We start from the raw sequence: 22,797 nt of genomic DNA, 5'->3' as shown, positions 1-22,797 counted from the left end.
ATCGTTATATAGTACATCCATTATTCCGCAAGGCACTTTCGTTCTATCCTCGGTGCAGCGGTACATAAGGTTGCAAAAGACGCAACCTAAGTACCGGCACTCGGATAGGCTTGCTGCATAATGATGTACATATATAATGCTCACGGGTCTGTTTATGTATACAAAAAAAGACATATATACATTTATGCCGCAGAACGCTCGCGCTCTATTTTCACGTAGCGGTACTAAGCTCCCACCATTTGGTGGGTCGCTAAGGACCGACGTGAGTAACTGAGATCTTAACGAGGCTAGCCGAGTTTAGTTCGAAGTTATACAGAGTGAACAGGTCTGATGCATAAAGTATATAGGGGTCTTGTTCTATAAGTGATATTTTTATGACCGGCGGTAAGTATATAATACACATATTATTTCGCAAGACGCTTTCGCTCTAATCCTCGTGCAGCGGTACATAATAGTGTATCTATATACTTACCGCCGGTTTGTTTTATTGTTACTTTAGACAAGAAATGTCTTATTTCTTATAGAGCAGACTTAATGTACAAAATGAGGAAGGTTATACTATTATGAAGCAAGCCTTTTCTCGCGTCAGTCCTTAATGATCCGCCGTGAGGCGGGAACTTAGTACTGTTACGCGAGAATAGAGTGCAAACGACTTGCGTAATAATAGTATAACCTTCCTCATTAGTATAGAAGAGGTTTATTTCTTAAGCTTCACTTTTTTTGTGTCGGTGTAGACCTTTTTTTTGGTGATCTTGGAGATTTTATTTGCATAGACATTGCCTTTGCATTTTTTATCTGCATATACGCCAAATGTAACTTTGGAAATCTTATTTTTGTTGATAAGGATCTTGGCTTTTCTTATGGTGAAGCCGGATCCTTTTTTATTTCCGGTAATTGTGTTGTTTGTAGCGGTAATTTTGTATTTTGTTGTTGCAGGCTGGATATAGATTCCTGCATTTGAACAGCCTGATATTTTATTTTTTTCGATCTTCAAAGTATTTGAGATACTTCCGATCAAGATACCGCTTGTTTTGGCATTTTTGATCGTGTTGGATGCTATTGCCTTGCCAATAGATGACTTATTCAGGGTCTGAATTCCGTATTTGGCAGCAGATGATATCTTATTGCCATTAACACTTCCGGTAACCTGAGATTTCAGAGATACCACGATAGCTGAGTCACTACATTTTTCGATCGTGTTTTTATTGATCGATCCTTTTACCTTGGAAGAATTGTAAAGGACAATTCCACGGTTGGATGAGTATTTTGCGGCACCGGCCAGAATCTTATTTCCCGTCATGGAGCCGGTGGTTGATTTTAAATTGATCTTTATACCGGCCAGATTTGTATGTTTACCGTTTTTTCTGGTATCAGTGATCGTGTTATTTGCGATTTTGCCTGTTGTACAGTTATTATAAACAGAGATACCGCCTTCTTCGTTATAAGATGAAATTTTATTTCCGGTGATATTTCCCGAGGTGCAGTTATTGCTGATAAAGATGCCACCCCGTTTGCAGCTTTTGATCTGATTATCCGATATGCCTTCTGTGCATTGGCTTTTATCATATATCTGGATTCCGCGTCCGCCGCATTTGGAAAAAATATTTTTGGAGATCCTCTTTACGGAAGATGACTTCTGCACGAGAATACCGTTTCTGGTCATTCCGGATATATGGTTATTGTTTATGATAATATTTTTGGAATCCATTTCTACCAGAATGCCATCATGATCGTTTTTGGACGGATCTTTGGAAGAAAAATTCTGCCCAATGATTGTATTATCATATGCACTACATCCGTGAGCATCAAGGAAATGAATGCCATGACCGGAGGTGTGGATTGTGTTGTCGGAAACAGTTACACCACTGATATAGTAGTTTCCGGCAGGAAGAATGAATCCGTCACCGCCCTTTTTTCCACTTTCCTGTTTGTATCCGGAGACTTTGATTCCTTCCGGTGTAATACAGCTAGGAGAATAACGGAGGGAGATATTATTGCCGCTGATAACTGTATTGAGTTTATAGCGGAAGGATGCTTTATATTTATTCTTGCCATCCAGAATTGAGGTGTTGATCGTATTAGCGGCAGCTTTATAGTTTTGAACAAGGATACCGCCACCGCAGTTCTTGATCGTGTTATTTTTAATTTCACAGTTATAATAGTTCAGACCGATAATGCATTCTTCCAGTACGTTATCAAAGGTATTGTTGTTTATCTTAATATTCTCATGGTAAGCGCCGATCAGCATCGTATGGCTTCCGAGACCTCTTGCAACATTTTTAAATGTGCAACCGGTAATCTCGACATTTTTCATCGGAGTGCCGTCTTCGTATATATTCGGGAATACAAACTCACGGCATGGCATATCGAGCTGAAGTGCTTCCTGATTTTCGTGGTTATTGATATCGGTTGCTTTTCCATTGTCCCGGAATGTACAGCCCGTTACATAGAAGCCGTTGATTGCAGCTACTTCCATCTGGTGAAGACAGCCGCCTCCTTTTAAGGTGATTCCGTTTAAATGGACATTGGTTGCATGGGAAAGACGCACGATTGTTGAGTCGTTTGATGGAATGCTGATGAATGTTCCGCCGTTTATGGTTATGTTTTTGAATCCGTTATAGCCGCTACATAATGAACTTGTATTATAGTTGTTCTGTCCTTTGTATGCGCCGTTTGTTCCGGTGGTGATCATGTTGATCGGTGTATCCGCTGTGCATTTGATACTTACACCTGTCAGGTTCAGTGTTGTATTGCTGTAGATATGTAAAGCAATGTCCTGAGTATAACTTCCTGCCGGAACATTGACGGTGATTATGTGTCCGTTGGAATCCGCAAGATCGCGTGCAGCTTTTAATGCGTCATTTAATACTGTTCCAATTTCACTTCCGTTTTTAGCGGAGACCGTAATCGTGTCGCCGGAAACAGAGTATGAATTTGCAAATAGTTCCGGTGAGGTGTCATTTGATGCTGTGCTTTCAGTAGCTGTTAAGTTGGCTGCAAATGTCTGTGTATCTGCTGTATAAGCAACACCGGAAACAAGCAGCAGTCCTGAAGCAAGCAGGATAAGATGTTTTTTCATATATATGTCCCCTTTCAGTTATAAATATGATCCCATTTATCTGAGAATAAAATAGTTCGTCTGGAAATTTCCGAAAATACAGATGTTTTCCACTGTTTTATATGCCCTGATCCGGTAATAAACCGGTTTGTTATTTGGCAGATCGTGTAGGGTATAAGATGTCTGTTTTGCATTCAGGTGGATAACCTGTTTGCTGGAAAAATCTGCATATGTGCTGTATTGTAATTCGTATCCGTCCATTCCCTTTACAGCATCCCATGTGATCGTTGCTTTATTTTTTCCATTATCTGTCGTAGTTTCGACTGTTGATGAAATGACTGTATTCATTTTCTGGGCTTTTTTATCAATGTAGATTTCTTTTTTTGCTATATCACTATATATATTATCATAGATTGACCCTGAAACGGAAGCTGCAGCATGGATTCCGTATTTGAATTTTTCAAATTCATTGGATGCAATCGATACTTTGCATTTGGATAGCCGGATACCACTGATTGAAGCTGAGCCGGATAATATATTTCCTGATATAGTGGTCAGATTCTTTTTTCCTGCGGCAATATTAATAGCAGCGTTCTTATTTTCATTCAGTTCATTGTGGGCAACGGTCAGGTCGTTTTCTATACTCTGGATATTGATGCCATAGTTATTACATTCTGTAATAACATTACCGGCGATGCTGTTCCGGACGGTTGCTTTTTTATCAAGTAAGATACCGTTTGTACCGCTGCCTGAGATATGATTGCTTTCGATATTATCACAGATTATGGAGGAATCGGTAACAGCAATAGCACTTTTTCTGGCAGAGGTGATATCATTACGATTAATCTGACCTGCTATCTTGGAATAGCTTTTAACGGCAATAGAGTATTCGTTTGTATTTGAAATTGTGTTGTTGCTGACTGATTCAGATAATCTGGAATCTGAATCAATCAGAATGCCGTAACCGGAGGAGTATTTAGACTTGGATGCATAGATCCGGTTGCTTTCTATTCCTTTTGAAGTTGATCTGCCGCTTACTACGATGCCCGAGGCAACCTCTTTTTTTCTGTACTCCCCCAGGTCATAAATCTGGTTGGAGTTGATATAACGGACAGTACTCATGTTGCTGATTTTGATGGCGGGATTACCGCTTACCGCTGAGAGTGTATTCCCGATGATATCGGAAGTCGTGCTGTTGTTTTCAACTATCAGACCACCGAAAGAACATTTTTTTATTATATTATTTGTTATATCATTTGCACAGATACTGTGTTCTGTTAATTTGATTCCGGACTTGGAACAGCTTTTAATATTGTTGTTTACTATGCCGGACAGAGAGGAACGATCATATATTACAATACCGTTTCTGGACATATTCTTAATAGAATTTCCTGTTATAGAGATATCGGAGCTTTGTTTATCAACTCGAATTCCGTCTCTGTATCTGGCATATGGATCTTTCTTTGAAAATTTTGCGCCTTTGATGGAATTCCCTGCTATCTCACAATTTCTGGCATCGGATATGGTTATGCCATCACCTGCGGTTATGATCGTATTATCCCGGATAGATATAGAGCTGATATAATGATTTTCTTTAGGCAGAGGATAGCCGTCTCCACCAAGTGCATCATCGGATATATTTTTCCCATATACATAGATTCCGGCTACGATCAGCGTGGTTGGATGGTAGACGATCTGTATGGTATTTCCACTGATCTCGGTATTCAGGTCGTGGATGGTTGCGCCGGCATACACTTTACTTCCGTCCAGTATCGAAGTATTCATGGAACGATCGTAATCTCTTGCATTTTCAACAAGGATACCACCACCGCAGTTTGTGATCGTATTATCCTTGATCTGACAGTTTACATAGTTCAGACAAATGATACATTCCTCCAATACATTTTCAAATGTATTATTACTGATATTAATATTTTCATGATAAGATCCACAAAGCATCGTGTGTGTTCCGACACCGCGGGCAATATTTCGAAAAGTATTATGTGTGATCTCGACATTCTTCATAGGCGTACCATCCTGATAGACACCGGGATATACCAGATTACTGTATGGCATATCAAGCTGGATGGATTCCTGTTTTTGAAAATTAGTTGTGGAGTCTGCGCTCTTGCCATGATCCAGAAAAGTACAGTTGCGGACATAGAAACCATCGATGGCAGCGACCTCCATCTGATGTACACAGCCTCCGCCAATCAGTGTCAAGCCATCCAAAGTGACATTCCTGGCATGAAAGAGCCGGATCATACTGCCGGCATTTTCGGGTGTGCTTTCCCATATTCCACCAAGTACCGTGATATTTTCAAAGGCATCATAGCCGGAACAGCCTTCACTGGAATTGAAATGTTCATAGCCGCGGTATGGGGCATTTGTTCCGCTGATGACCATGTTGATCTTTTTAGTACCCTGATAAGTAAAATGTACATCTGTTACATCAAGGGTTGTGTTGCTATATATGTGCAGGGACTTTGAGAGATAGTAATCTCCCTTTTTTACCTTGACGGTTATGATCTGGCCGGAGCTTTCTGCGAGGTCTCTTGCATTGATCAGAGCTTCACGCAGTTTGTCCGAGATATCACTGCCATTTTTGGCGGATACTTTGATCGTTGTTTCATCAGAGGAACTGTTTTCTGCGGCTGATACGGTTATTCTGGTCTGTGCGGAAAACAGAAGAAAGAACAGAGTCAGGGTAAGTAAAGTAAGTAATATTTTTTTCAATGAATGCGCCTTCTATACAAATTAATTTATTCGATCTATGTGTTCTTTATTTGTTTCGGAAATAATATAATGTGGACGATTTTTTACTTCCAGATAGGTCTTTGCCATATATTTTCCCATAATTCCCATGCAGAGGAATTGCAAACCTGCAATGAATATAATGATACAGGCGAGAGATGGCCAGCCGGCAACCGGATCACCGAATATTGCTTTTCGGATAATGATAAATATGACCATGATAAATGACAAAATGGTCAGAAAAATACCGAGACCGGAGGCAAAGGACATAGGAGTTTCCGAGAAGTTGATAATACCGTCGATCGCATATTTAACGAGTCCCCAGAAGTTCCATTTGGTTTCTCCCGCGATTCTGTTGACGTTTTCATATTGGATCCATTTGGTCTTAAAGCCGATCCACCCGAAAATACCTTTTGAGAAACGGTTGTATTCACACATAGAAACAATGCTGTCAACCATTTCTTTTCGCATCAAACGGAAATCCCTTGCACCATCTACAATATCGGCATCAGAAATTTTGTTGATAAGCTTGTAGAATTTTCTGGCAAAGAAAGAACGGATCGGTGGTTCACCTATACGAGAGACACGTCTGGTCGCAACACTGTCATAATCTTCGGTTTCCAGACAGTTTAACATTTCGGGAAGCAGAGATGGTGGATCCTGCATATCGGCATCCATAACAGCGGCATAGTCACCGTCGGAATTACAGAAACCGGCATACATGGCTGCCTCTTTTCCGAAATTTCTGGAAAATGAGATATATTTATAGTGTGAGTCGGATGCACAGATTTCTTTCATGACAGTCAATGTCTGATCGGATGAACCATCATTGACCAGAAGAACTTCTGTATTATAGTTTGTCAGTTGAACTATGACTTTATTTAGCTCTGCCGCAAACAGAGGAAGGGCATCTGCCTCGTTGTAGCAGGGAATGATCAGTGTTAACTTTTTCATGAAATTTCCCCCAAATAACTATTGATATATGATTAATTTTAAGTTACCGGAATGTAGGTGTCAAGCATTCCGGAGATAATACTGACAGAATTAATATTTGAAAACGGAACGATATTAAAGATATATTTTTTGAATACATGATCCTTCTCTCATTCTTTTGGCAGTGGGCTTTTGAAGGTGGCTTTTGAAAGTGACAGGATGAGTTTGCATAGCAAAGACAGGGTATGCTATAATTAACAATTAAGGAAAAAGATATATAGCAACATAAAATCATAAAATCAGGAGAAAAGATAACTTTGAAAGGAATAAAGAATTTTATCGCAAAACTACCCGGTATCCGGGGATTTCTTCACAAATGGAGAAATGCGCTTGCTGAAATAAAAGCACTTAAGAAAGAAGCTTCAAGTCTGAAAAAACAAATAACTGAACTCAAGAAAAAAAATACTGATCTTTCAGATAAGATCAAACAGCTAAATGCAGAAAAGAAAACAGTGAATGCGGAGCTTGCCAAGGTTAACAGACAGATGAAGAAACTGCGTGAGGATGCAGCCGGAGGATGTCTTATGGCAGATCTTGCAAGATTACAGGAACGGCAGTTTGAACGAAAAACCGAGTGGATGTTTTGGAAGGCAGATCCGTCGCCGGAACAGAACGATGAATTAAAGTATATTCAGGAGATTCGTTTTCTGGAAGAAAAACGACCGCTTGTGTCGATCATAGTATTGAATCAAAATGGGAAAAAGAATTTGGAACGATTGATGAAGTCGTTCGTTAACTGTCATTTTTATAAAAATATAGAAATTATTTTTGTGGATCACGCATCAACAGACGGGTCTGTGGATTATTTGGAGACCTATAGGTCGGTATATGATATGACAATAATTAAGCAAAATGAAAATCTGTCATTTTCCGTTTCAAATAATTATGCAGCAAAACAGGCAAAGGGCGAGTATCTTTTATTTATGAATAATGATACTCAGGTAACGGATGGATGGCTGGATGAATTATTAATTGCCATACAGAAAGCAGATCAGCCCGGTGCAATTGGAGCAAAATTGGTTTATCCGGAGATCCCTGTCGGATCGGCAAATGAGGAAAAATCATACATGCTTCAGCATGCCGGAATTGGGTTTAAGGATGTTATACGGGAAAAGGCACATTTTATTCAACCATATAATCTGAAAAACGGGGAGCCGGATTCGGATATAAGTCTGGAACTTCAGGAACGCGCAGCAGTAACGGCGGCGGTTATGCTGGTTAAAAAAGATGCATTTGATGAAGTCGGAGGATTTGATATAAAATATATATACGGATATGAGGATGTCGATTTATGTTTAAAATTGCATTTAGCCGGATATAAAAATTATTACTGCCCCGGTTCTGTAGTATATCATTATGAATTCGGAACGCAGGAGAAAGATGATGCAAAAGAAAAGAAGCAAAGACGTATTCATAACATGATGGTATTTAAGGGTAAATGGCAGAGATACCTTGCAAAGCAGTTATTCAATGATAAGATCAGTCAGTCACATATGTTCACAGAACAGAAATTGACAATTGCATTTGCCGTGTCGGATGCGAAGACCGGTACAGATGCAGAGGAATATTATCATGCATTATTCTTTGGGGCAGCACTTGAAGCACTTGGCTGTAAAGTGAAGATACTCAGCCGGACTGCGAAGAAGGATTGGTATAACGTAGGGGTTGATACAGATATATTGGTTCCTGTTTGTCCGGATTATGATATCGAAGCAGTGTATAACTGCAAGAATGATCTGATCAGGATATTATGGCAGCAGAAAGATAATACAGTTTGTCTGAAGTTGGAGATGGAAGCCGGACAGGATAAGGCGGCTGATATGGATTGTAGGTTTGATCTGGATTACGATTTGTATGATCTTAGCTGTATGAATGAAAAGACGCCGGCAGAGAAGAAAGAATATCTTGCGGAACAGAAAGCATATGTCATAAAGAATCATATATATGAGGATACTGCGCATGGATTTGTTCAGATGATCAGTGGGTGTTTTGATGTACCTGTCTGTTCGGATGAGATCGATATATGTGGGGCGATGCCGGATGATGAATCAAAAAAATACTGGGGAGACCAGCATTTTGCTGTTGGAATGAAAAAGGAATTTGAAAAGCTTGGGTATAAGGCAAATGTTCTTCCGAGAGACCGTTGGTATGATCAGAGCCGGGCGGGTTATGTGATCGTGCTGAGAGGGAAAAATCCTTATTACAGACCGATGGGAGATAACAGGAAATATATCATGTGGAATATTTCACATCCGGATGATGTGACGATAGACGAATATAATTCCTATGACTATGTATTCTTCGCTTCTCAGAAAATGCATGATGAGCTTGCCTCGAAGCTTCATGTGCCATCGGGAGTTGCACAGCAGTGTGTAGATGACAGTGCGATGGTATATGAAGAAGGACATGATAAGCAATATGAATTGTTGTTTGTAGGAAACTCCCGGCATGTATTCCGGCCGATCTTAAAGGATCTTATTCCAACAGAACATAAGCTGACAGTATATGGAAGACATTGGGAAAAATTTCCGGTTCAGGATTATGTTGTCAGTGATTATATGGATAACAGTAAGGTTGGACAGGCATATCATGATGCAAAGATTCTTCTAAATGATCATTGGGATGATATGAGAGAAAATGGAATTATCTCAAATCGTATCTTTGACGCATTGGCCGTTGGCGCATTCATAATCAGCGACGATATTCCAGAAATACATGAGTTGTTTGGGGATAATGTTGTGACATATCATGGACGAGAGGATCTGAAAGAAAAGATCGATTATTATCTGAAACACGAAGAAGAACGCGATGCAAAGGCGAAAGCCGGACAGAAGATTGCATTGAATGGACATACATTCCGTGATCGTGTTGCGGTTATGGTAAAGGTTATAAGAGAGATGCCGTTATAGACGGAGCACATTTTTACAGAAGAAATAATAAGACCCATATAGTTTATAGCAGAATTGAAATCTGTGTAATAAATCTATATGGGTCTTTATTATATGGTTATATGAAATTTGTTATATGGATTAGCCCATTACTACTTCTACAGCATGAGTCTTGCCATCACCGAATACAGGGAGAACATTGCCTTCAATAGCATTGCCATCTACAGTAACACTCTTGATACCCTTATTTACATGATCCGGATTTGTAACCTTGATATCATATGTAGCACCACGGAACTGACGTGTAGCATTCAGACCATCCCAAGCAGCAGGAATAGATGGATCGATCTTAAGACCATCGAAGTCTGCTGAGATACCTAAGATGTACTGTGAAATAGCTACCATGTTCCAAGCAGCTGTACCTGTAAGCCATGAGTTCTTACCCTGACCAAAGTGGTTGCCCGGCTTTCCGATATCGGAACCGGCATCCTTGCCACCGATCATCTGACCATATACATATGGTTCAGTCTTGTGGATATCAGATGTCTCCTCGGTGAAAGCAGGAGCAATCTCTGAGTAATATTTGAATGCCTGATCGCCGGCGCCTGCGTAAGCAGCAGCACAGATGATCCATGCATTGTTATGTGTGAAGATACCGGCATTCTCTTTGTATCCGCCCGGATATGTTGAGATCTCACCATACTGGATGTAATACTTTGTGAATGCAGGATTGTTAAGTACAAGTCCGTACTGTGTATTCAGACGCTCATCAATAGCAGCAAGTGTCTTCTTGTCGCAGCCCTGATCTTTACCGATGTCTGACATAATAGCGAAGCCCTGTGGCTCGATGAAGATCTGTCCTTCTTTACATTCCTTAGATCCCATCTTCTCACCGTTTGCATCGTATGCTCTTAAGAACCAGTCGCCATCCCAAGCAGATTCCATGATGTTAGCTTTCATCTTATCGATCTCAGCTTGAGCAGCTTCAGCTTCAGCGTCCATTCCGAGGTGCTTAAGAATAGCAACATAGTTAGGACCTGCATATGTAAAGAGTGTAGCAACCATAACTGACTCAGCAACCTTTGAGTATCCGCCTTCAGCAGCGAACTTAGGGTTGGTGTATGTCTGGAAACTTTCACCCGGTGTATCGGAGAAGCATGAAAGGTTGATACAGTCGTTCCAGTCAGCTCTCATTGCAAGTGGAAGTCCGTGTGGTCCAAGGTTGTTTACGATCTTGTAGAAAGAAACCTTTAAGTGGTCAAGCATCGGTTTAGCGATGGACATATCGTTGTCATATGGAACCATCTCATCAAGAATACCCCAGTCGCCTGTCTCCTTGATGTATGCAGATACAGAAAGGATCAGCCATAATGGATCGTCTGAGAAGTCACCACCGATATCTGCATTACCCTTCTTTGTAAGTGGCTGATACTGATGATAGCATCCGCCATCCGGGAACTGTGTAGAAGCGATATCAATAATTCTCTCTCTTGCACGATCAGGGATCTGATGAACAAATCCAAGTATATCCTGGTTGGAATCACGGAATCCCATACCACGGCCGATACCGGACTCGAAGTATGAAGCTGAACGTGAAAGGTTGAATGTAACCATACACTGATACTGATTCCAGATATTAACCATACGATTAACCTTATCATCAGGAGTATTAACATTTAAGATGCTTAAGAGGTTGTTCCAGTGCTCTTTGAGTTCTGCAAGACCTGCTGCAACCTTCTCAGGAGTGTTGTATTTCTCCATCATCTCAAGAGCCTTAACCTTGTTGATTGTCTTGCCATCAGCTTCGAACTTCTGGTCAACAGGCATCTCAACATATCCAAGAATAAATACAAGAGTCTTTGTCTCGCCTGGAGCAAGAGTGATCTTCTTGTAGTGTGAAGCGATTGGTGACCATCCATCTGCGAATGAATCATTTGCTTTGCCGGCTTCAACAGCCTGTGGGTTGTGGAAACCATTGTAAAGTCCGATGAATGAATCTCTGTCTGTATCGTAACCGTCAATCTCGTCATTTACGGTATAGAATGCGAAATGATCACGTCTGTCTCTGTACTCTGTCTTGTGGTAGATTGTAGAACCAACAACCTCTACACGACCTGTACTGAAGTTTCTCTGGAAGTTTGTGCAGTCATCCTGTGCATCCCAGAGACACCACTCTTCAAATGAGAAGAATGAGAAAGTCTTCTCTTCTGAGCTTTCATTTGTAAGAACAACCTGCTGAACTTCTCCGGCATAATTCTGAGGTACGAAGAAAGTAACCTCTGCCTTTAAGTTGTTCTTCTTACCGGTGATCACTGTGTAACCCATACCATGACGGCATTCATATTCGTCAAGCTCTGTCTTAACCGGTGACCAGCCCGGATTCCAGATTGTACCATTCTCGTTAATATAGAAATAACGACCACCCATATCGATAGGTACATTGTTATAACGGTATCTTGTAATTCTACGAAGACGAGCATCTTTGTAGAAGCTGTAACCTCCCGCTGTATTTGAAATCAGTGAGAAGAAATCCTGTGTTCCAAGGTAGTTGATCCAAGGATAAGGAGTTCTAGGAGATGTGATGACATACTCCTTGTTGGCATCATCAAAATAACCAAACTTCATGTAATATATACCTTCCTTTCATGTGTATTAAGATAAGTAGTGTCTGCCGTTATCAGGCAGTATCCGCTGCTTCATGATCTCTCCCTTACAAAGGACATAGCACGCCCTTTATAAAAACAGTCATATGGACATATTATATAATAAAATAGTATATTTGACAACAAAACCCAGGATAAAAGTGGAAAAATAATCATTGTAAAAAGAATCATCATCTGATACACTCAAAATGTGAACAGACATAAAAAGTTCACAAATACTATTTATTATTTTTTACTTTTAGGAGGAGAGATTATGAATTGTCCAAATTGCGGAGCAGAGACAAATGAATCTGTTTGTCCTGTTTGTGGGGCAGCAGTAGGTACAAGTGGTGGTTTTAAACTTGCGGGGAATGACCAGCCACAGCAGCCGGAGGGTGTTACATATGATGCACAGCCACAGCAGGGAATGGGGATGGATCCACAGTATGGTGGACCACAGTATCAGGGAGATCCTATGCAGAACGGTTATGCGGGAAATGCATATGGCACAGATTATCAGCAGCCAACCAAAAAGAAGAAATCCGGCGTAGGAGCAGTTATTGGAATCATTATTGCACTTGTGGTAATTGCAGCGGCAGTAATATTCTTATTTTCCGGTTCAATCGGTGGAGCAAAGAAGAGTAAAAAGCTGGTTGATGATTTCATGACCGGAATCGAAGAAGCAGATACAGCAAAGATTGTATCGCTTGTTGACAAAGAATGCGTTGCGGATAATGATGTAGCAACATTATCCAGCAGCTTCGAGCTTCTGACCTCTATGGGGGTTGAGTATTCTATTGATTACAAGATCACATCAACAGAGAAGGCAAACAGAGCAACTATCAAGAATATGTGCGAAGGTCTGTATGGTGATACATCTGTAGCAAGCAAAGTAAGATGTGCTTATATCTGTGATGTTGATTATACCATGACAATAAACTACCTTGGAGAGACAGAGACAGAGGATGACAAGATGTCACTGATCTGTTACAAGAAGGGCGGAAAATGGTATATCGGCGGAACGGTAGAGAACGAATAAGACCGAGCCTTATATGAAAACATGGCATATGCTATTCCTTACACAGAATACATATGCCGTGTTTTTTAGCTAAGGCCCTGTTTGCATGACGGTCTGACAATAAAAAGAGACATATATCATTCCTTTCGCAGAACACTTTCGTTCTATTTTCACGTAACGGTTCTAAATTCACCGCTTTTGCGGTTCATTAAGTACCGACGTGAAAAGAGGTCTGCTACAGGAATATGTATGTCTTTTTTTACTGTCAAACCTGTGTATGATGATAGATATAAAGTTAATGCTTTATTATAAACTATTTTCTACCGGACAAAGATTCGCTCGGTTACGGTTTTGGATTCGCCAGGAGCCAGTTCGGTGTAGCCGGTTACGGCAGGGTCGCCGGAGAGATTCGGAGCATCAATGTTCCAGCTCATAGGTTCCGGACAGAAGAATTCTTTCATGCCGTGATCATTCCACATGATCCAGTATTTCATAATATCACATACTTCGTAGCAGACACGGACACCTGTAACTTTATCTGTAACGATGACGCCATAGAATGGTTTGCCGTCTAATTCATTCATCTCCGCGGTATAGAGGTCGTTGTCGATATCCTGAAGAACAGGAACCATGTCACCCTCTTTGTACATCATATCATATCTGGTAAGCGGCAGTGTTTTCTCGGTCGGGATGCAGGTGTCGCTGAGTTCCCATTTGTCACCGATTGGAACTTGTAAACGAACATTTGCGCCGCTTCCGCCATTTGTAAATGGTGCTTTGAATGCAATGTGGTTACATACACCATAAGGCATCTGCACCTTGGAAAGGTTGGTCAGTGTAAAGGAATAATCCAGTCCGTCTGATGTCAGTGTAAAGACAAATTCAGCCTTGAAGCTGACAGGGAAAGTCTCGAAAAATTCATCATTTTCATCATATACATAAGATGTCTTTGCAACAGCACTTTCACCTTCTACATACATGTCATCAATTGTATGGCAGCGTTTGTGAAGAAAACCGTGAAGATGGTTTCCGAGTGGATCGTTACAAGGAAAATGATACATGGCATCTGAGGTTTTCAGATTTCCATGAGATAATCTGTTTGGAAGATATAAGGTAGGCATGCCATATACTTCGGCAGCAGCTTTTAATTCTGCCGGAGAAAGTGACAGATCATTTCTTAAAATATCAATATCAAGAGCTGTGTTTTCCAGCTTCATTACATTACTTCCGTTAAAAGGTGCGATCAACGCACGAAAATCTCCTGCGATAAGCTCAATACAGGTTTCGCCTTTAAAATCATAGTTTTTTGCGCTAAAGCTCATAGTTGCCTCCCATATAAAGTGATAAATATTTGAATATAAGATACATAAAATGGAAAAAGTCTGCAAGATAATAATATGTATGTGTGAGTGTGAAAACAGACTCATCTCAAAAATCTAATAGAATAGTAACACTTAAGTTAAAAAGTGTCCATAAAAATGAAACAAGATTTGTTAATTTCAACAATGGGAAAAGTCGAAAAACGACTAAAACTGCGAATTATGTAGAAATTTCAAAATCTGTACACTTATGTAAAGTGGTATGTTATAATGTGAACACTGATTAAATCGGGGTAATAACCCTTTCCTTTTATTAGAATGTAAGATCAAAAGAGGAAGCACAGATAATGGACAATGATAAACGATATAACGCAAAGCAGCATAACGCACAGGTCGACAGATGTAAAATTATTGCGATCGCGGTAATTTTTCTGGCGAGCTCCATTGCGATATTTGCTACAAAATATAGACAGGAAATTATAGATTTCGGCAGGGATGTGAATACGGAAAATGTTGCAACAAAGTCCGATGCAGATCGAACGGAGGAGAAACCGACAACAGAGGATACGGAAGAAGCTACAACAGGAGTAACGACGGAGGCGCCGACAACAGAAGAACCGACAACGGAAACAGTAACGACCGGTGAGGAAGCATCTACTTCGGAAGCAGAAGGCGGAGCAACTTTAAAATATATAAATGATAAAGATCCGGATCTCTCATCAAAGGGAGATGACTGGTATGATAAAAAGCTTTTCAAACCGGCAAATGCGACGGATGATGCTTATTTTGATACAGCAGTTATCATTGGAGATTCCAGGACAGAAGGCTTGAGTTTATATACGGGGATGAGTAATCTGGATGCATTCTGTTCGAAGGGCCTGAATATCGAAAAAGTTATGACGGATTCGATCGTTTCGACAGATAAGGGAATGATAACGACATTAGAAGCTTTAAAGCTTAAGCAGTATGATAATATCTATATATCCTTCGGACTTAATGAGTTGGGATGGGTTTATGATGATATTTTTATTGAGGACTATAAGACATTTATTGATTCAGTCAGAGAGATCCAACCGGATGCAACGATTTATGTAGAAAATATCCTTCCGGTTTCAAAGAAGCTATCGGATGAGGATGAGATCTATAATAATAAAAATGTCAAGAAATTTAATAAGCTGTTAAAGAGAATGTGTAAGGACTATGGAGATATCATATATCTGGATGTAGCAAGCAGTGTTACGGTAGACGGTGTTCTTCCGGCAGATGCAAGTACGGATGGGAGACATTGTAATCAGGAATATTGTAAGAAATGGCTGGAATACATCAGACAGAATGTATATGTAAGACAGTAGATCCGGAATGGATGATATTGTGATATAGAAAAAACAGAAGAACAGACAAGGAGTGTTATTGAGTAGATGAAGAATAAGATTTTAAAGATGTGTGCAATCCTTGGTATTGCAGGTATGCTTGCAGGATGTGGCACAACGGTAGGTGGAAACGGTGATTCGAAGGAAGCGCTGAATATAAACGTGACAGATATGGCAAATGAATTAAAGAACGGATTGACGTTTGAAGATTCTTTGTCCGAGTTAGATACAAATGTGGCGCTTACTTATTATGGGATTGATGCGGATAAGGTAAAGAACAGTGTAGTTGTTGTATCAACAGGTGCAACTGCAGAGGAGATTGCAGTATTTGAAGCAGCAGATCAGAGCTCTGCGGATGCCGTAAAGTCAGCATGCGAAGACAGAAAGGCAAAGCAGACAACATCCTATGCAGACTATAAGCCGTCAGAGACGAGTCGTCTGGATAAAGCGATTATCAAGGAAGATGGCAATTATGTTGTTTACTGTGTTACAGATGATACGGATAAGGCAAATGAGATCATCGACAAATATTTCAAATAATTATAAAAAGAAGCAGTTGGAGGCTGGTATGTACCGAAGGATTCGGATATATTAGATTTCAACTGCTTCTTTTTTAATATAAATACCCGGATGTGAAGATTGTCGGTTATTGTGATTGAGAATTTGAAATAGCATTAAAAATCTCTATATAGTCCCGGAAATGTTGTTTCTTTTCCTCGTCATCAGATGTCATGATCTCCACTACGGTGTGTGGGATATAAGATGGTATATCGTCAGTTTTCTGCACACCGCGGATCAAGTAATCCAGATCGATATTAAAGATATCACAGAGATCGATCATTTTCTCTAATGAGAGACTGGATTTGCCTCGTTCGATTGCGCTACAGTGCTTTACAGAAATATCAAGCATTTCAGCGAGCTGGTATTGAGTTAGATTATTTGCGTGTCGTATCTGCACAATACGTTGTCCGATTTTGGCATATAAATTTTCCATAAAACTACCTCCACTATACATTATATTTAGAATAAAAAATCAAATAAACAACCTGTAAGGTGTATTGGCACATAACCTGAGAGGTGCATAAAATGCGTATATACACGAATAAACAAAACTGCAAAGGTGTTGACGCGTTTTTTAGGGCTGGTGTATAATTCCTTTGCTTTTATAAGGGAAAATACAAGTGAGACGGACAGGAGAAGACAGATATGGCAACAGAGATAAAACCACCGATAAAATATGATATGGAATGGACTGTATATGGAAAACGAGCCGATTTTTTCGGAATCGGGGAACGTTTTCATATCGATCCGGTAACAGTCAGGGTGATCCGAAACCGGGATGTGATAACGGATGAGGATATCGATACCTATCTGAATGGAAGTCTTGATCGCCTGCATGATCCCGGGTTGATGAAAAATATGGAAAAGGGTTGTAACCTTATGCTTGAGGAGATTCGGAACAAAAAAAGGATACGGATCATTTCTGATTATGATGTGGATGGTGTGAGTTCAAATTATATCTTATATAAAGGCTTGCAGCGTGTGTGGGAGCATGAAAATGGTATATCCGCAGGAGATAAGATAGATTATGATATCCCACACCGGATCTACGATGGATATGGAATCAATATCCGTATGGTAGATGCGGCGGCAGCCGATCAGATTAGTACGATCATTACCTGTGACAATGGGATTGCGGCATTTGATGCGGTGAGAAAAGCGAAAGAATATGGTATGCGGGTGATCGTTACGGATCATCATGATATTCCATATGATACAGATGAAAAGAATATCCGGATCTATAAAGTACCGGAAGCGGATGCGGTGATCGATCACAAGCAGCCGGGGTGTGAATATCCGTGCAAGGAGTTGTGCGGCGCTGGGGTGGCATATAAATTTATCCAGCTTCTGTACCGGATGTGCGGGATACCGGAGACGGAATGTGAGGCATTTATTGAGATACTTGGAATTGCAACTGTCTGTGATGTTATGAATCTGGTAGATGAGAACCGCATCATTGTCAGAGAAGCGCTGCGCCGGTTGTCCGATAGCAGCAATTATGGTTTAAAGGCATTGATCACAAACAGTGGCAGAGATGGAAAGAAGCTGTCAGCATTTGATCTGGGATTTATCATTGGACCGTGTATCAATGCGGCGGGCAGACTCGGGGATGCAAAAACCAGTTTGGAGTTCCTGCTCGAAACCGACAGCTATAAGGCAAATGAACGGGCGATTGAGTTATTGAATATCAATAATGCCAGAAAAGATATGACAGAGCAGGGAACGAAGACCGCGATCGAGCTGCTTGAGAAATCGGATCGCCTTCTGATGGGCGCAGTCCCGGAGACGGGGGTTGCGGCATTATCTGATAAAGTGCTTGTTATGTATATTCCGAAGCTTCATGAAAGTCTGGTCGGGATTATCGCAGGCAGGATCAAGGAACGGTATTATCGGCCGGTGCTGTTATTTACGGATGGTGAGGAAGAAGGAATCATTAAGGGATCGGGTCGTTCGATCGAAGGCTATAATATGTATGATGAGATCAATAAATGCAGTGATTATTTCACGAAGTTCGGCGGACATGAGATGGCAGCGGGCTTTTCCATGGAGAAGCGGAATCTTGCCAGACTTCGTGAAAAGATGAATACGAATTGTACATTAGATGAAAAACTGCTTACCCCGAAGCTTCGGATCGATGTACCTATGCCGCTTGATTATGTAAGTATATCACTGACGGAAGAACTGGAGCTTCTGGAACCATTTGGAAAAGGAAATGAAAAACCGGTATTTGCCCAGAGTGGTGTGTATGTAAAAAGTGCGAGGATCATGGGGAAAAGACAGAATGTTCTACGGGTTACGTTCCTGATGGAAAACGGTGGCACGATCGAGGGCATAAGTTTTGCCCCGGAAGTGTTTATTTCTAACATAAAACAGTGGTTTGGAGCAAATGAATGTGATAAAATACTAAAAGGAATGCCCGGTCATGTTGTATTAGATATTGCCTATTATCCGGATATCAATGAATTTGCGGGAAGAAGAACGCTGCAGATTCGTTTGCTCGAATATCGAAAGCATGAGGGTTAAAGATTTAACCGGCCTTTTGATATTATGTGGATGGCGGAAAAGGAAAATGTAAATAAATGTAGAATATACATATATATGTAGGAGGAAGATTATGAAAAAGATAGAAGAATATGTTACAAGTATACCGGATTTCCCGGAGCCGGGAATTATTTTCAGAGATATTACCAGTGTGATCGGAGATCCGGATGGATTGAAGCTGGCGATAGATTCATTAGATGGTCTGCTTGAGGGCGTAGATTATGATGTAATAGCCGGGGCGGAGTCCAGGGGATTTATCTTTGGAACACCTCTTGCATATAAGAATGGAAAGGGATTTGCACTGGTAAGAAAAAAGGGCAAGTTGCCTAGAGAGACGATTGAGGCATCCTATGATCTGGAATACGGAAGTGCTACGATAGAGATGCATAAGGATGCGATCAAGCCGGGACAGAAGGTTGTCCTTGTAGATGATCTGATCGCAACCGGCGGAACCATGGAGGCGGCTGCAAGACTGGTAGAAGAACTGGGCGGCGAAGTGGTAAAGATCATATTCTTGATCGAACTTGCAGGCTTGAAGGGCAGAGAGAAGCTTGCCAAGTATGATGTGGCTTCTGTCATCTGCTATGATGGCAAATAAAAATGATCATCTGATTCACAGATGAAATTGGAATAGAAAAATTCGAATTGGGAAAAGTGGTGAAGATCATGGAAAACGTAAAAGATAAAGCAGAAAGCATGGATGAATTAAAAGAGCTTGCGGCAAAGGCGAGTGCAATGGAGAATAAACCGGTGAGGGAAAAAAGAGATATCGACTTGTCTACACCTGCGGATTTTACTCCGCCGGAGGATCTGTATAAGGAACTGATCAAGAAGATTCTGACCTATCATCCATCCACAGATATTTCGATGATTGAGAAGGCATATAAGGTGGCATCCAAGGCGCATGAAGGACAGCTTCGGAAGTCCGGGGAGCCATATATCATGCATCCACTCTGTGTTGCTATTATTCTTGCAGAACTGGAGCTGGATAAGGAAACGATCGTTGCAGGAATCCTTCACGATGTAGTAGAAGATACGGTTATGACCTCGGAGGAGATCGCGGCAGAGTTCTCAGAAGAAGTAGCGTTTCTGGTGGAAGGTGTTACCAAACTGACCCAGTTAAAGATGACAACGGATAAGATCGAGGTACAGGCAGAGAATCTGAGAAAGATGTTCTTATCTATGGCAAAGGATATCCGCGTTATCCTGATCAAGCTGGCAGACAGACTGCATAACTTAAGAACGTTACAGTATCAGTCACCTGCAAAACAGGTGGAAAAAGCACGTGAAACAATGGATATCTATGCACCGATCGCACATCGTCTTGGTATCAGCAAGATCAAGGTAGAACTGGATGACCTGTCTATGAAGTATCTGATGCCGGAGGTATATAAGGATCTGACAGCACAGATCGATGCGAGAATGCATGAACGGGAAGCCTATATCAAACGTATCGTTGCAGATGTAAAGAAGCATATCGATAATGCGCATCTGGATGCGGAGATAGACGGTCGTGTAAAGCATCTGTTCAGTATATATAAGAAGATGAAGAACCAGAACAAGACGCTGGATCAGATCTATGATATCTTCGCAGTTCGAATTAAGGTAGAGACCGTCCGGGACTGCTATTCAGCACTTGGAATCATCCATGAGATGTATAAGCCGATTCCGGGACGTTTTAAAGATTATATCGCAATGCCAAAGTCAAATATGTATCAATCCCTTCATACGACGTTGATCGGACCGGAAGGACAACCATTCGAGATACAGATCCGTACATTTGAGATGCACCGGACGGCTGAATATGGTATTGCTGCACATTGGAAATATAAAGAGAACATAACCGGTACGGTTATGCAGAAGGAAGAGGAAAAGTTGTCATGGCTTCGTCAGATCCTGGAGTGGCAGAGAGACACTTCGGATAATAAGGAGTTCATGAATTTCGTTAAGACAGACCTGGATCTGTTCGCGGAACAGGTATACTGCTTTACGCCTGCAGGTGATGTCAAGAATCTGCCAAGCGGATCTACGCCGATTGATTTTGCTTATGCTATTCATACGGCAGTCGGTAATAAGATGGTGGGTGCGCGGATTAACGGACGGCAGGTTCCGATCGATACCAAGTTAAATAATGGTGACCGGGTAGAGATCATAACATCCCAGAATTCGGCAGGACCGTCAAGAGACTGGTTGAATATCGTAAAGAGTGCACAGGCAAAGACGAAGATCAATCAGTGGTTCAAGCATCAGTTTAAGGATGAGAATATCAGCCGCGGTAAGGAATTGATCCTTGCATATTGTAAATCAAAGGGGCTTGATTATTCCCTGTATTCCAAGCCGGAATATCAGGAACGTGTTTATAAGAAATATAATTTTGCCGATTGGGAAGCTACGATGGCGGCAGTCGGTCATGGTGGAATCAAAGAAGGTCAGGTTGTCAATAAACTGATCGAAGAATATAACAAGGATCATACAGAACAGCCGGATGATAAGGAGATTCTGGAAGCATATGCATTAAAGCGGACACCTCATTCGTCCCACGGACAGGGAGGAATCATCGTAAAGGGTGCAGATGATGTAGCAGTTCGTTTCTCCAAGTGTTGTTCGCCGGTACCGGGTGATGAGATCATCGGATTTATCACCAGAGGACGAGGTATCTCGATCCATCGTACAGATTGTGTAAATGTGCTCTGCATGAGTGAGGAAGACAGAAACAGGATCATTGATGCAGAATGGCAGCAGGATGCGGTTGCAGATAATACTTACCTGACAGAGATCAATATCTATGCAGATGACAGAAGCGGAATCCTTTTTGATATCACGAAGATCTTAAGTGAGGCTAATATCAGTGTTAACAGTATCAACAGCCGGACAAGTAAGCAGGGTAAGGCGACAATCACGATCAGCTTCTCGATCAAATCGGTCGATCAGTTGAACGCGATCATTGCAAAGATTCGAAATGTTGACAGTATTATTGATATAGAGAGAACAGTGGGATAGGAGATCCGAATGGCAGAATTAGAAGTGAAATTATATCAGTTGGGTGATTTGGGAACCAACTGTTATATCGTAAGTAATCAAGAAACAAAGGAAGCAATCGTGGTTGATCCGGCGGATAATGCAGATTTTATTTATAAGAGTCTGACAGATGCGGGACTTACCTGTGTTGGCATTTTCCTGACACACGGACATTATGATCATATCGGGGCGCTGGATGATCTGAGAAAGCTGACAGGAGTAAAAGCATATGCTTCCGAGGACGAGAAGCAGGTACTTGAGAGCAGGACAGGAAATCTGTCTGCAATGTTTGGTCATCCACTTGAGACGTCAGCAGATATTTATCTGCAGGATGGACAGGAGGTTGCAGTTCTTGGAACTGTAGTACGATGTATCAGTGTGCCGGGACATACGGTAGGTGGAATGTGTTATTATTTTGCAGAAGGACATCTGCTGTTTACCGGAGATACATTATTTGCCTCATCGGTTGGCAGATCGGATTTTCCAACCGGAAATGAACAGGATCTGTTAGAGGCGATCGAGACGAAGCTACTTGTACTGCCGGAGGAAACAGCCGTGTATCCGGGACACAACGGAACTTCAAGGATTGGCAGAGAAAAGAAGTTCAATCCATTTTTTTCATAAATAACGATAAG

At 41.1% G+C, this 22,797-nt stretch carries 14 protein-coding genes; 8 read left to right on the top strand and 6 right to left on the bottom strand.

Going from position 1 to position 22,797, the window contains the following annotated elements; translation table 11 throughout:
- Positions 1-697: 697 nt before the first annotated feature.
- From LK416_11100 to LK416_11090, 3 genes are read right to left on the bottom strand one after another with little or no spacing between them, the layout of a single operon-like run.
- Positions 698-3,079, bottom strand: a complete 2,382-nt coding sequence (locus tag LK416_11100) for a right-handed parallel beta-helix repeat-containing protein (protein UEA74195.1) — start codon at positions 3,077-3,079, stop codon at positions 698-700.
- A gap of 36 nt (positions 3,080-3,115) precedes the next feature.
- Positions 3,116-5,794: a right-handed parallel beta-helix repeat-containing protein gene (locus LK416_11095; protein UEA74194.1), complete on the bottom strand. Its 2,679-nt coding sequence runs from the start codon at positions 5,792-5,794 to the stop codon at positions 3,116-3,118.
- 21 nt (positions 5,795-5,815) lie between these two features.
- Positions 5,816-6,766: a glycosyltransferase family 2 protein gene (locus LK416_11090; GenBank protein UEA74193.1), complete on the bottom strand. Its 951-nt coding sequence runs from the start codon at positions 6,764-6,766 to the stop codon at positions 5,816-5,818.
- A gap of 296 nt (positions 6,767-7,062) precedes the next feature.
- On the opposite strand from LK416_11090, the gene LK416_11085 reads away from it, so the two are divergent.
- Positions 7,063-9,714 carry a glycosyltransferase gene (locus LK416_11085; protein ID UEA74192.1) on the top strand — a complete coding sequence of 884 codons (2,652 nt, stop codon included), beginning with the start codon at positions 7,063-7,065 and terminating at the stop codon, positions 9,712-9,714.
- 120 nt (positions 9,715-9,834) lie between these two features.
- Here the strand turns inward: LK416_11085 and LK416_11080 are convergent, their stop codons facing one another.
- Positions 9,835-12,318: a glycosyl transferase gene (locus LK416_11080; GenBank protein ID UEA74191.1), complete on the bottom strand. Its 2,484-nt coding sequence runs from the start codon at positions 12,316-12,318 to the stop codon at positions 9,835-9,837.
- A 291-nt stretch (positions 12,319-12,609) separates the two neighbouring features.
- Between LK416_11080 and LK416_11075 the strand changes: the two genes are divergently transcribed.
- Positions 12,610-13,374: a hypothetical protein gene (locus LK416_11075; GenBank protein ID UEA74190.1), complete on the top strand. Its 765-nt coding sequence runs from the start codon at positions 12,610-12,612 to the stop codon at positions 13,372-13,374.
- 299 nt (positions 13,375-13,673) lie between these two features.
- Here the strand turns inward: LK416_11075 and LK416_11070 are convergent, their stop codons facing one another.
- Positions 13,674-14,675, bottom strand: coding sequence for an aldose 1-epimerase (locus tag LK416_11070; protein UEA74189.1), 1,002 nt, complete (start codon positions 14,673-14,675; stop codon positions 13,674-13,676).
- A 344-nt stretch (positions 14,676-15,019) separates the two neighbouring features.
- On the opposite strand from LK416_11070, the gene LK416_11065 reads away from it, so the two are divergent.
- Complete coding sequence (locus LK416_11065) at positions 15,020-16,024, top strand: GDSL-type esterase/lipase family protein (protein UEA74188.1); 1,005 nt, start codon at positions 15,020-15,022, stop codon at positions 16,022-16,024.
- 66 nt (positions 16,025-16,090) lie between these two features.
- Entirely contained in the window at positions 16,091-16,582 is a 492-nt protein-coding gene (locus LK416_11060; GenBank protein UEA74187.1) for a DUF4358 domain-containing protein, read from the top strand.
- 106 nt (positions 16,583-16,688) lie between these two features.
- Here the strand turns inward: LK416_11060 and LK416_11055 are convergent, their stop codons facing one another.
- The gene (locus LK416_11055; GenBank protein ID UEA74186.1) at positions 16,689-17,036 is read right to left on the bottom strand and encodes a helix-turn-helix domain-containing protein; all 348 of its coding nucleotides are present in this window, start codon (positions 17,034-17,036) and stop codon (positions 16,689-16,691) included.
- Between the two features lie 212 nt (positions 17,037-17,248).
- On the opposite strand from LK416_11055, the gene recJ reads away from it, so the two are divergent.
- The 4 genes from recJ to LK416_11035 all read left to right on the top strand — a co-directional run bounded on the left by recJ (position 17,249) and on the right by LK416_11035 (position 22,786).
- Positions 17,249-19,126, top strand: coding sequence for a single-stranded-DNA-specific exonuclease RecJ (gene recJ, locus LK416_11050; protein UEA74185.1), 1,878 nt, complete (start codon positions 17,249-17,251; stop codon positions 19,124-19,126).
- Positions 19,127-19,217: 91 nt separating this feature from the next.
- A complete protein-coding gene (locus LK416_11045) occupies positions 19,218-19,742 on the top strand; it encodes an adenine phosphoribosyltransferase (GenBank protein ID UEA74184.1) in 525 nt (174 codons plus the stop codon).
- Positions 19,743-19,879: 137 nt separating this feature from the next.
- Positions 19,880-22,144 (top strand): bifunctional (p)ppGpp synthetase/guanosine-3',5'-bis(diphosphate) 3'-pyrophosphohydrolase, encoded by a 2,265-nt coding sequence (locus LK416_11040; GenBank protein UEA75915.1) that lies wholly within the window; start codon positions 19,880-19,882, stop codon positions 22,142-22,144.
- A gap of 9 nt (positions 22,145-22,153) precedes the next feature.
- Complete coding sequence (locus LK416_11035; GenBank protein ID UEA74183.1) at positions 22,154-22,786, top strand: MBL fold metallo-hydrolase; 633 nt, start codon at positions 22,154-22,156, stop codon at positions 22,784-22,786.
- Positions 22,787-22,797: the final 11 nt, after the last annotated feature.

It is taken from the genome of Lachnospiraceae bacterium GAM79 (assembly GCA_020735665.1).
Taxonomy (GTDB): domain Bacteria; phylum Bacillota; class Clostridia; order Lachnospirales; family Lachnospiraceae; genus Coprococcus.
The sequence above is the reverse complement of the archived record's forward strand: the minus strand, read 5'-3'. Positions and strand labels throughout refer to the sequence as shown.

Bases quoted from the DNA above. Each gene is read 5' to 3' on its own strand.
- LK416_11100 (UEA74195.1), bottom strand. From the start codon at position 3,079: ATGAAAAAACATCTTATCCTGCTTGCTTCAGGACTGCTGCTTGTTTCC.
- LK416_11090 (UEA74193.1), bottom strand. From the start codon at position 6,766: ATGAAAAAGTTAACACTGATCATTCCCTGCTACAACGAGGCAGATGCC.
- LK416_11080 (UEA74191.1), bottom strand. From the start codon at position 12,318: ATGAAGTTTGGTTATTTTGATGATGCCAACAAGGAGTATGTCATCACA.
- LK416_11075 (UEA74190.1), top strand. From the start codon at position 12,610: ATGAATTGTCCAAATTGCGGAGCAGAGACAAATGAATCTGTTTGTCCT.
- LK416_11070 (UEA74189.1), bottom strand. From the start codon at position 14,675: ATGAGCTTTAGCGCAAAAAACTATGATTTTAAAGGCGAAACCTGTATT.
- LK416_11065 (UEA74188.1), top strand. From the start codon at position 15,020: ATGGACAATGATAAACGATATAACGCAAAGCAGCATAACGCACAGGTC.
- LK416_11060 (UEA74187.1), top strand. From the start codon at position 16,091: ATGAAGAATAAGATTTTAAAGATGTGTGCAATCCTTGGTATTGCAGGT.
- LK416_11055 (UEA74186.1), bottom strand. From the start codon at position 17,036: ATGGAAAATTTATATGCCAAAATCGGACAACGTATTGTGCAGATACGA.
- recJ (UEA74185.1), top strand. From the start codon at position 17,249: ATGGCAACAGAGATAAAACCACCGATAAAATATGATATGGAATGGACT.
- LK416_11045 (UEA74184.1), top strand. From the start codon at position 19,218: ATGAAAAAGATAGAAGAATATGTTACAAGTATACCGGATTTCCCGGAG.
- LK416_11040 (UEA75915.1), top strand. From the start codon at position 19,880: ATGGAGAATAAACCGGTGAGGGAAAAAAGAGATATCGACTTGTCTACA.
- LK416_11035 (UEA74183.1), top strand. From the start codon at position 22,154: ATGGCAGAATTAGAAGTGAAATTATATCAGTTGGGTGATTTGGGAACC.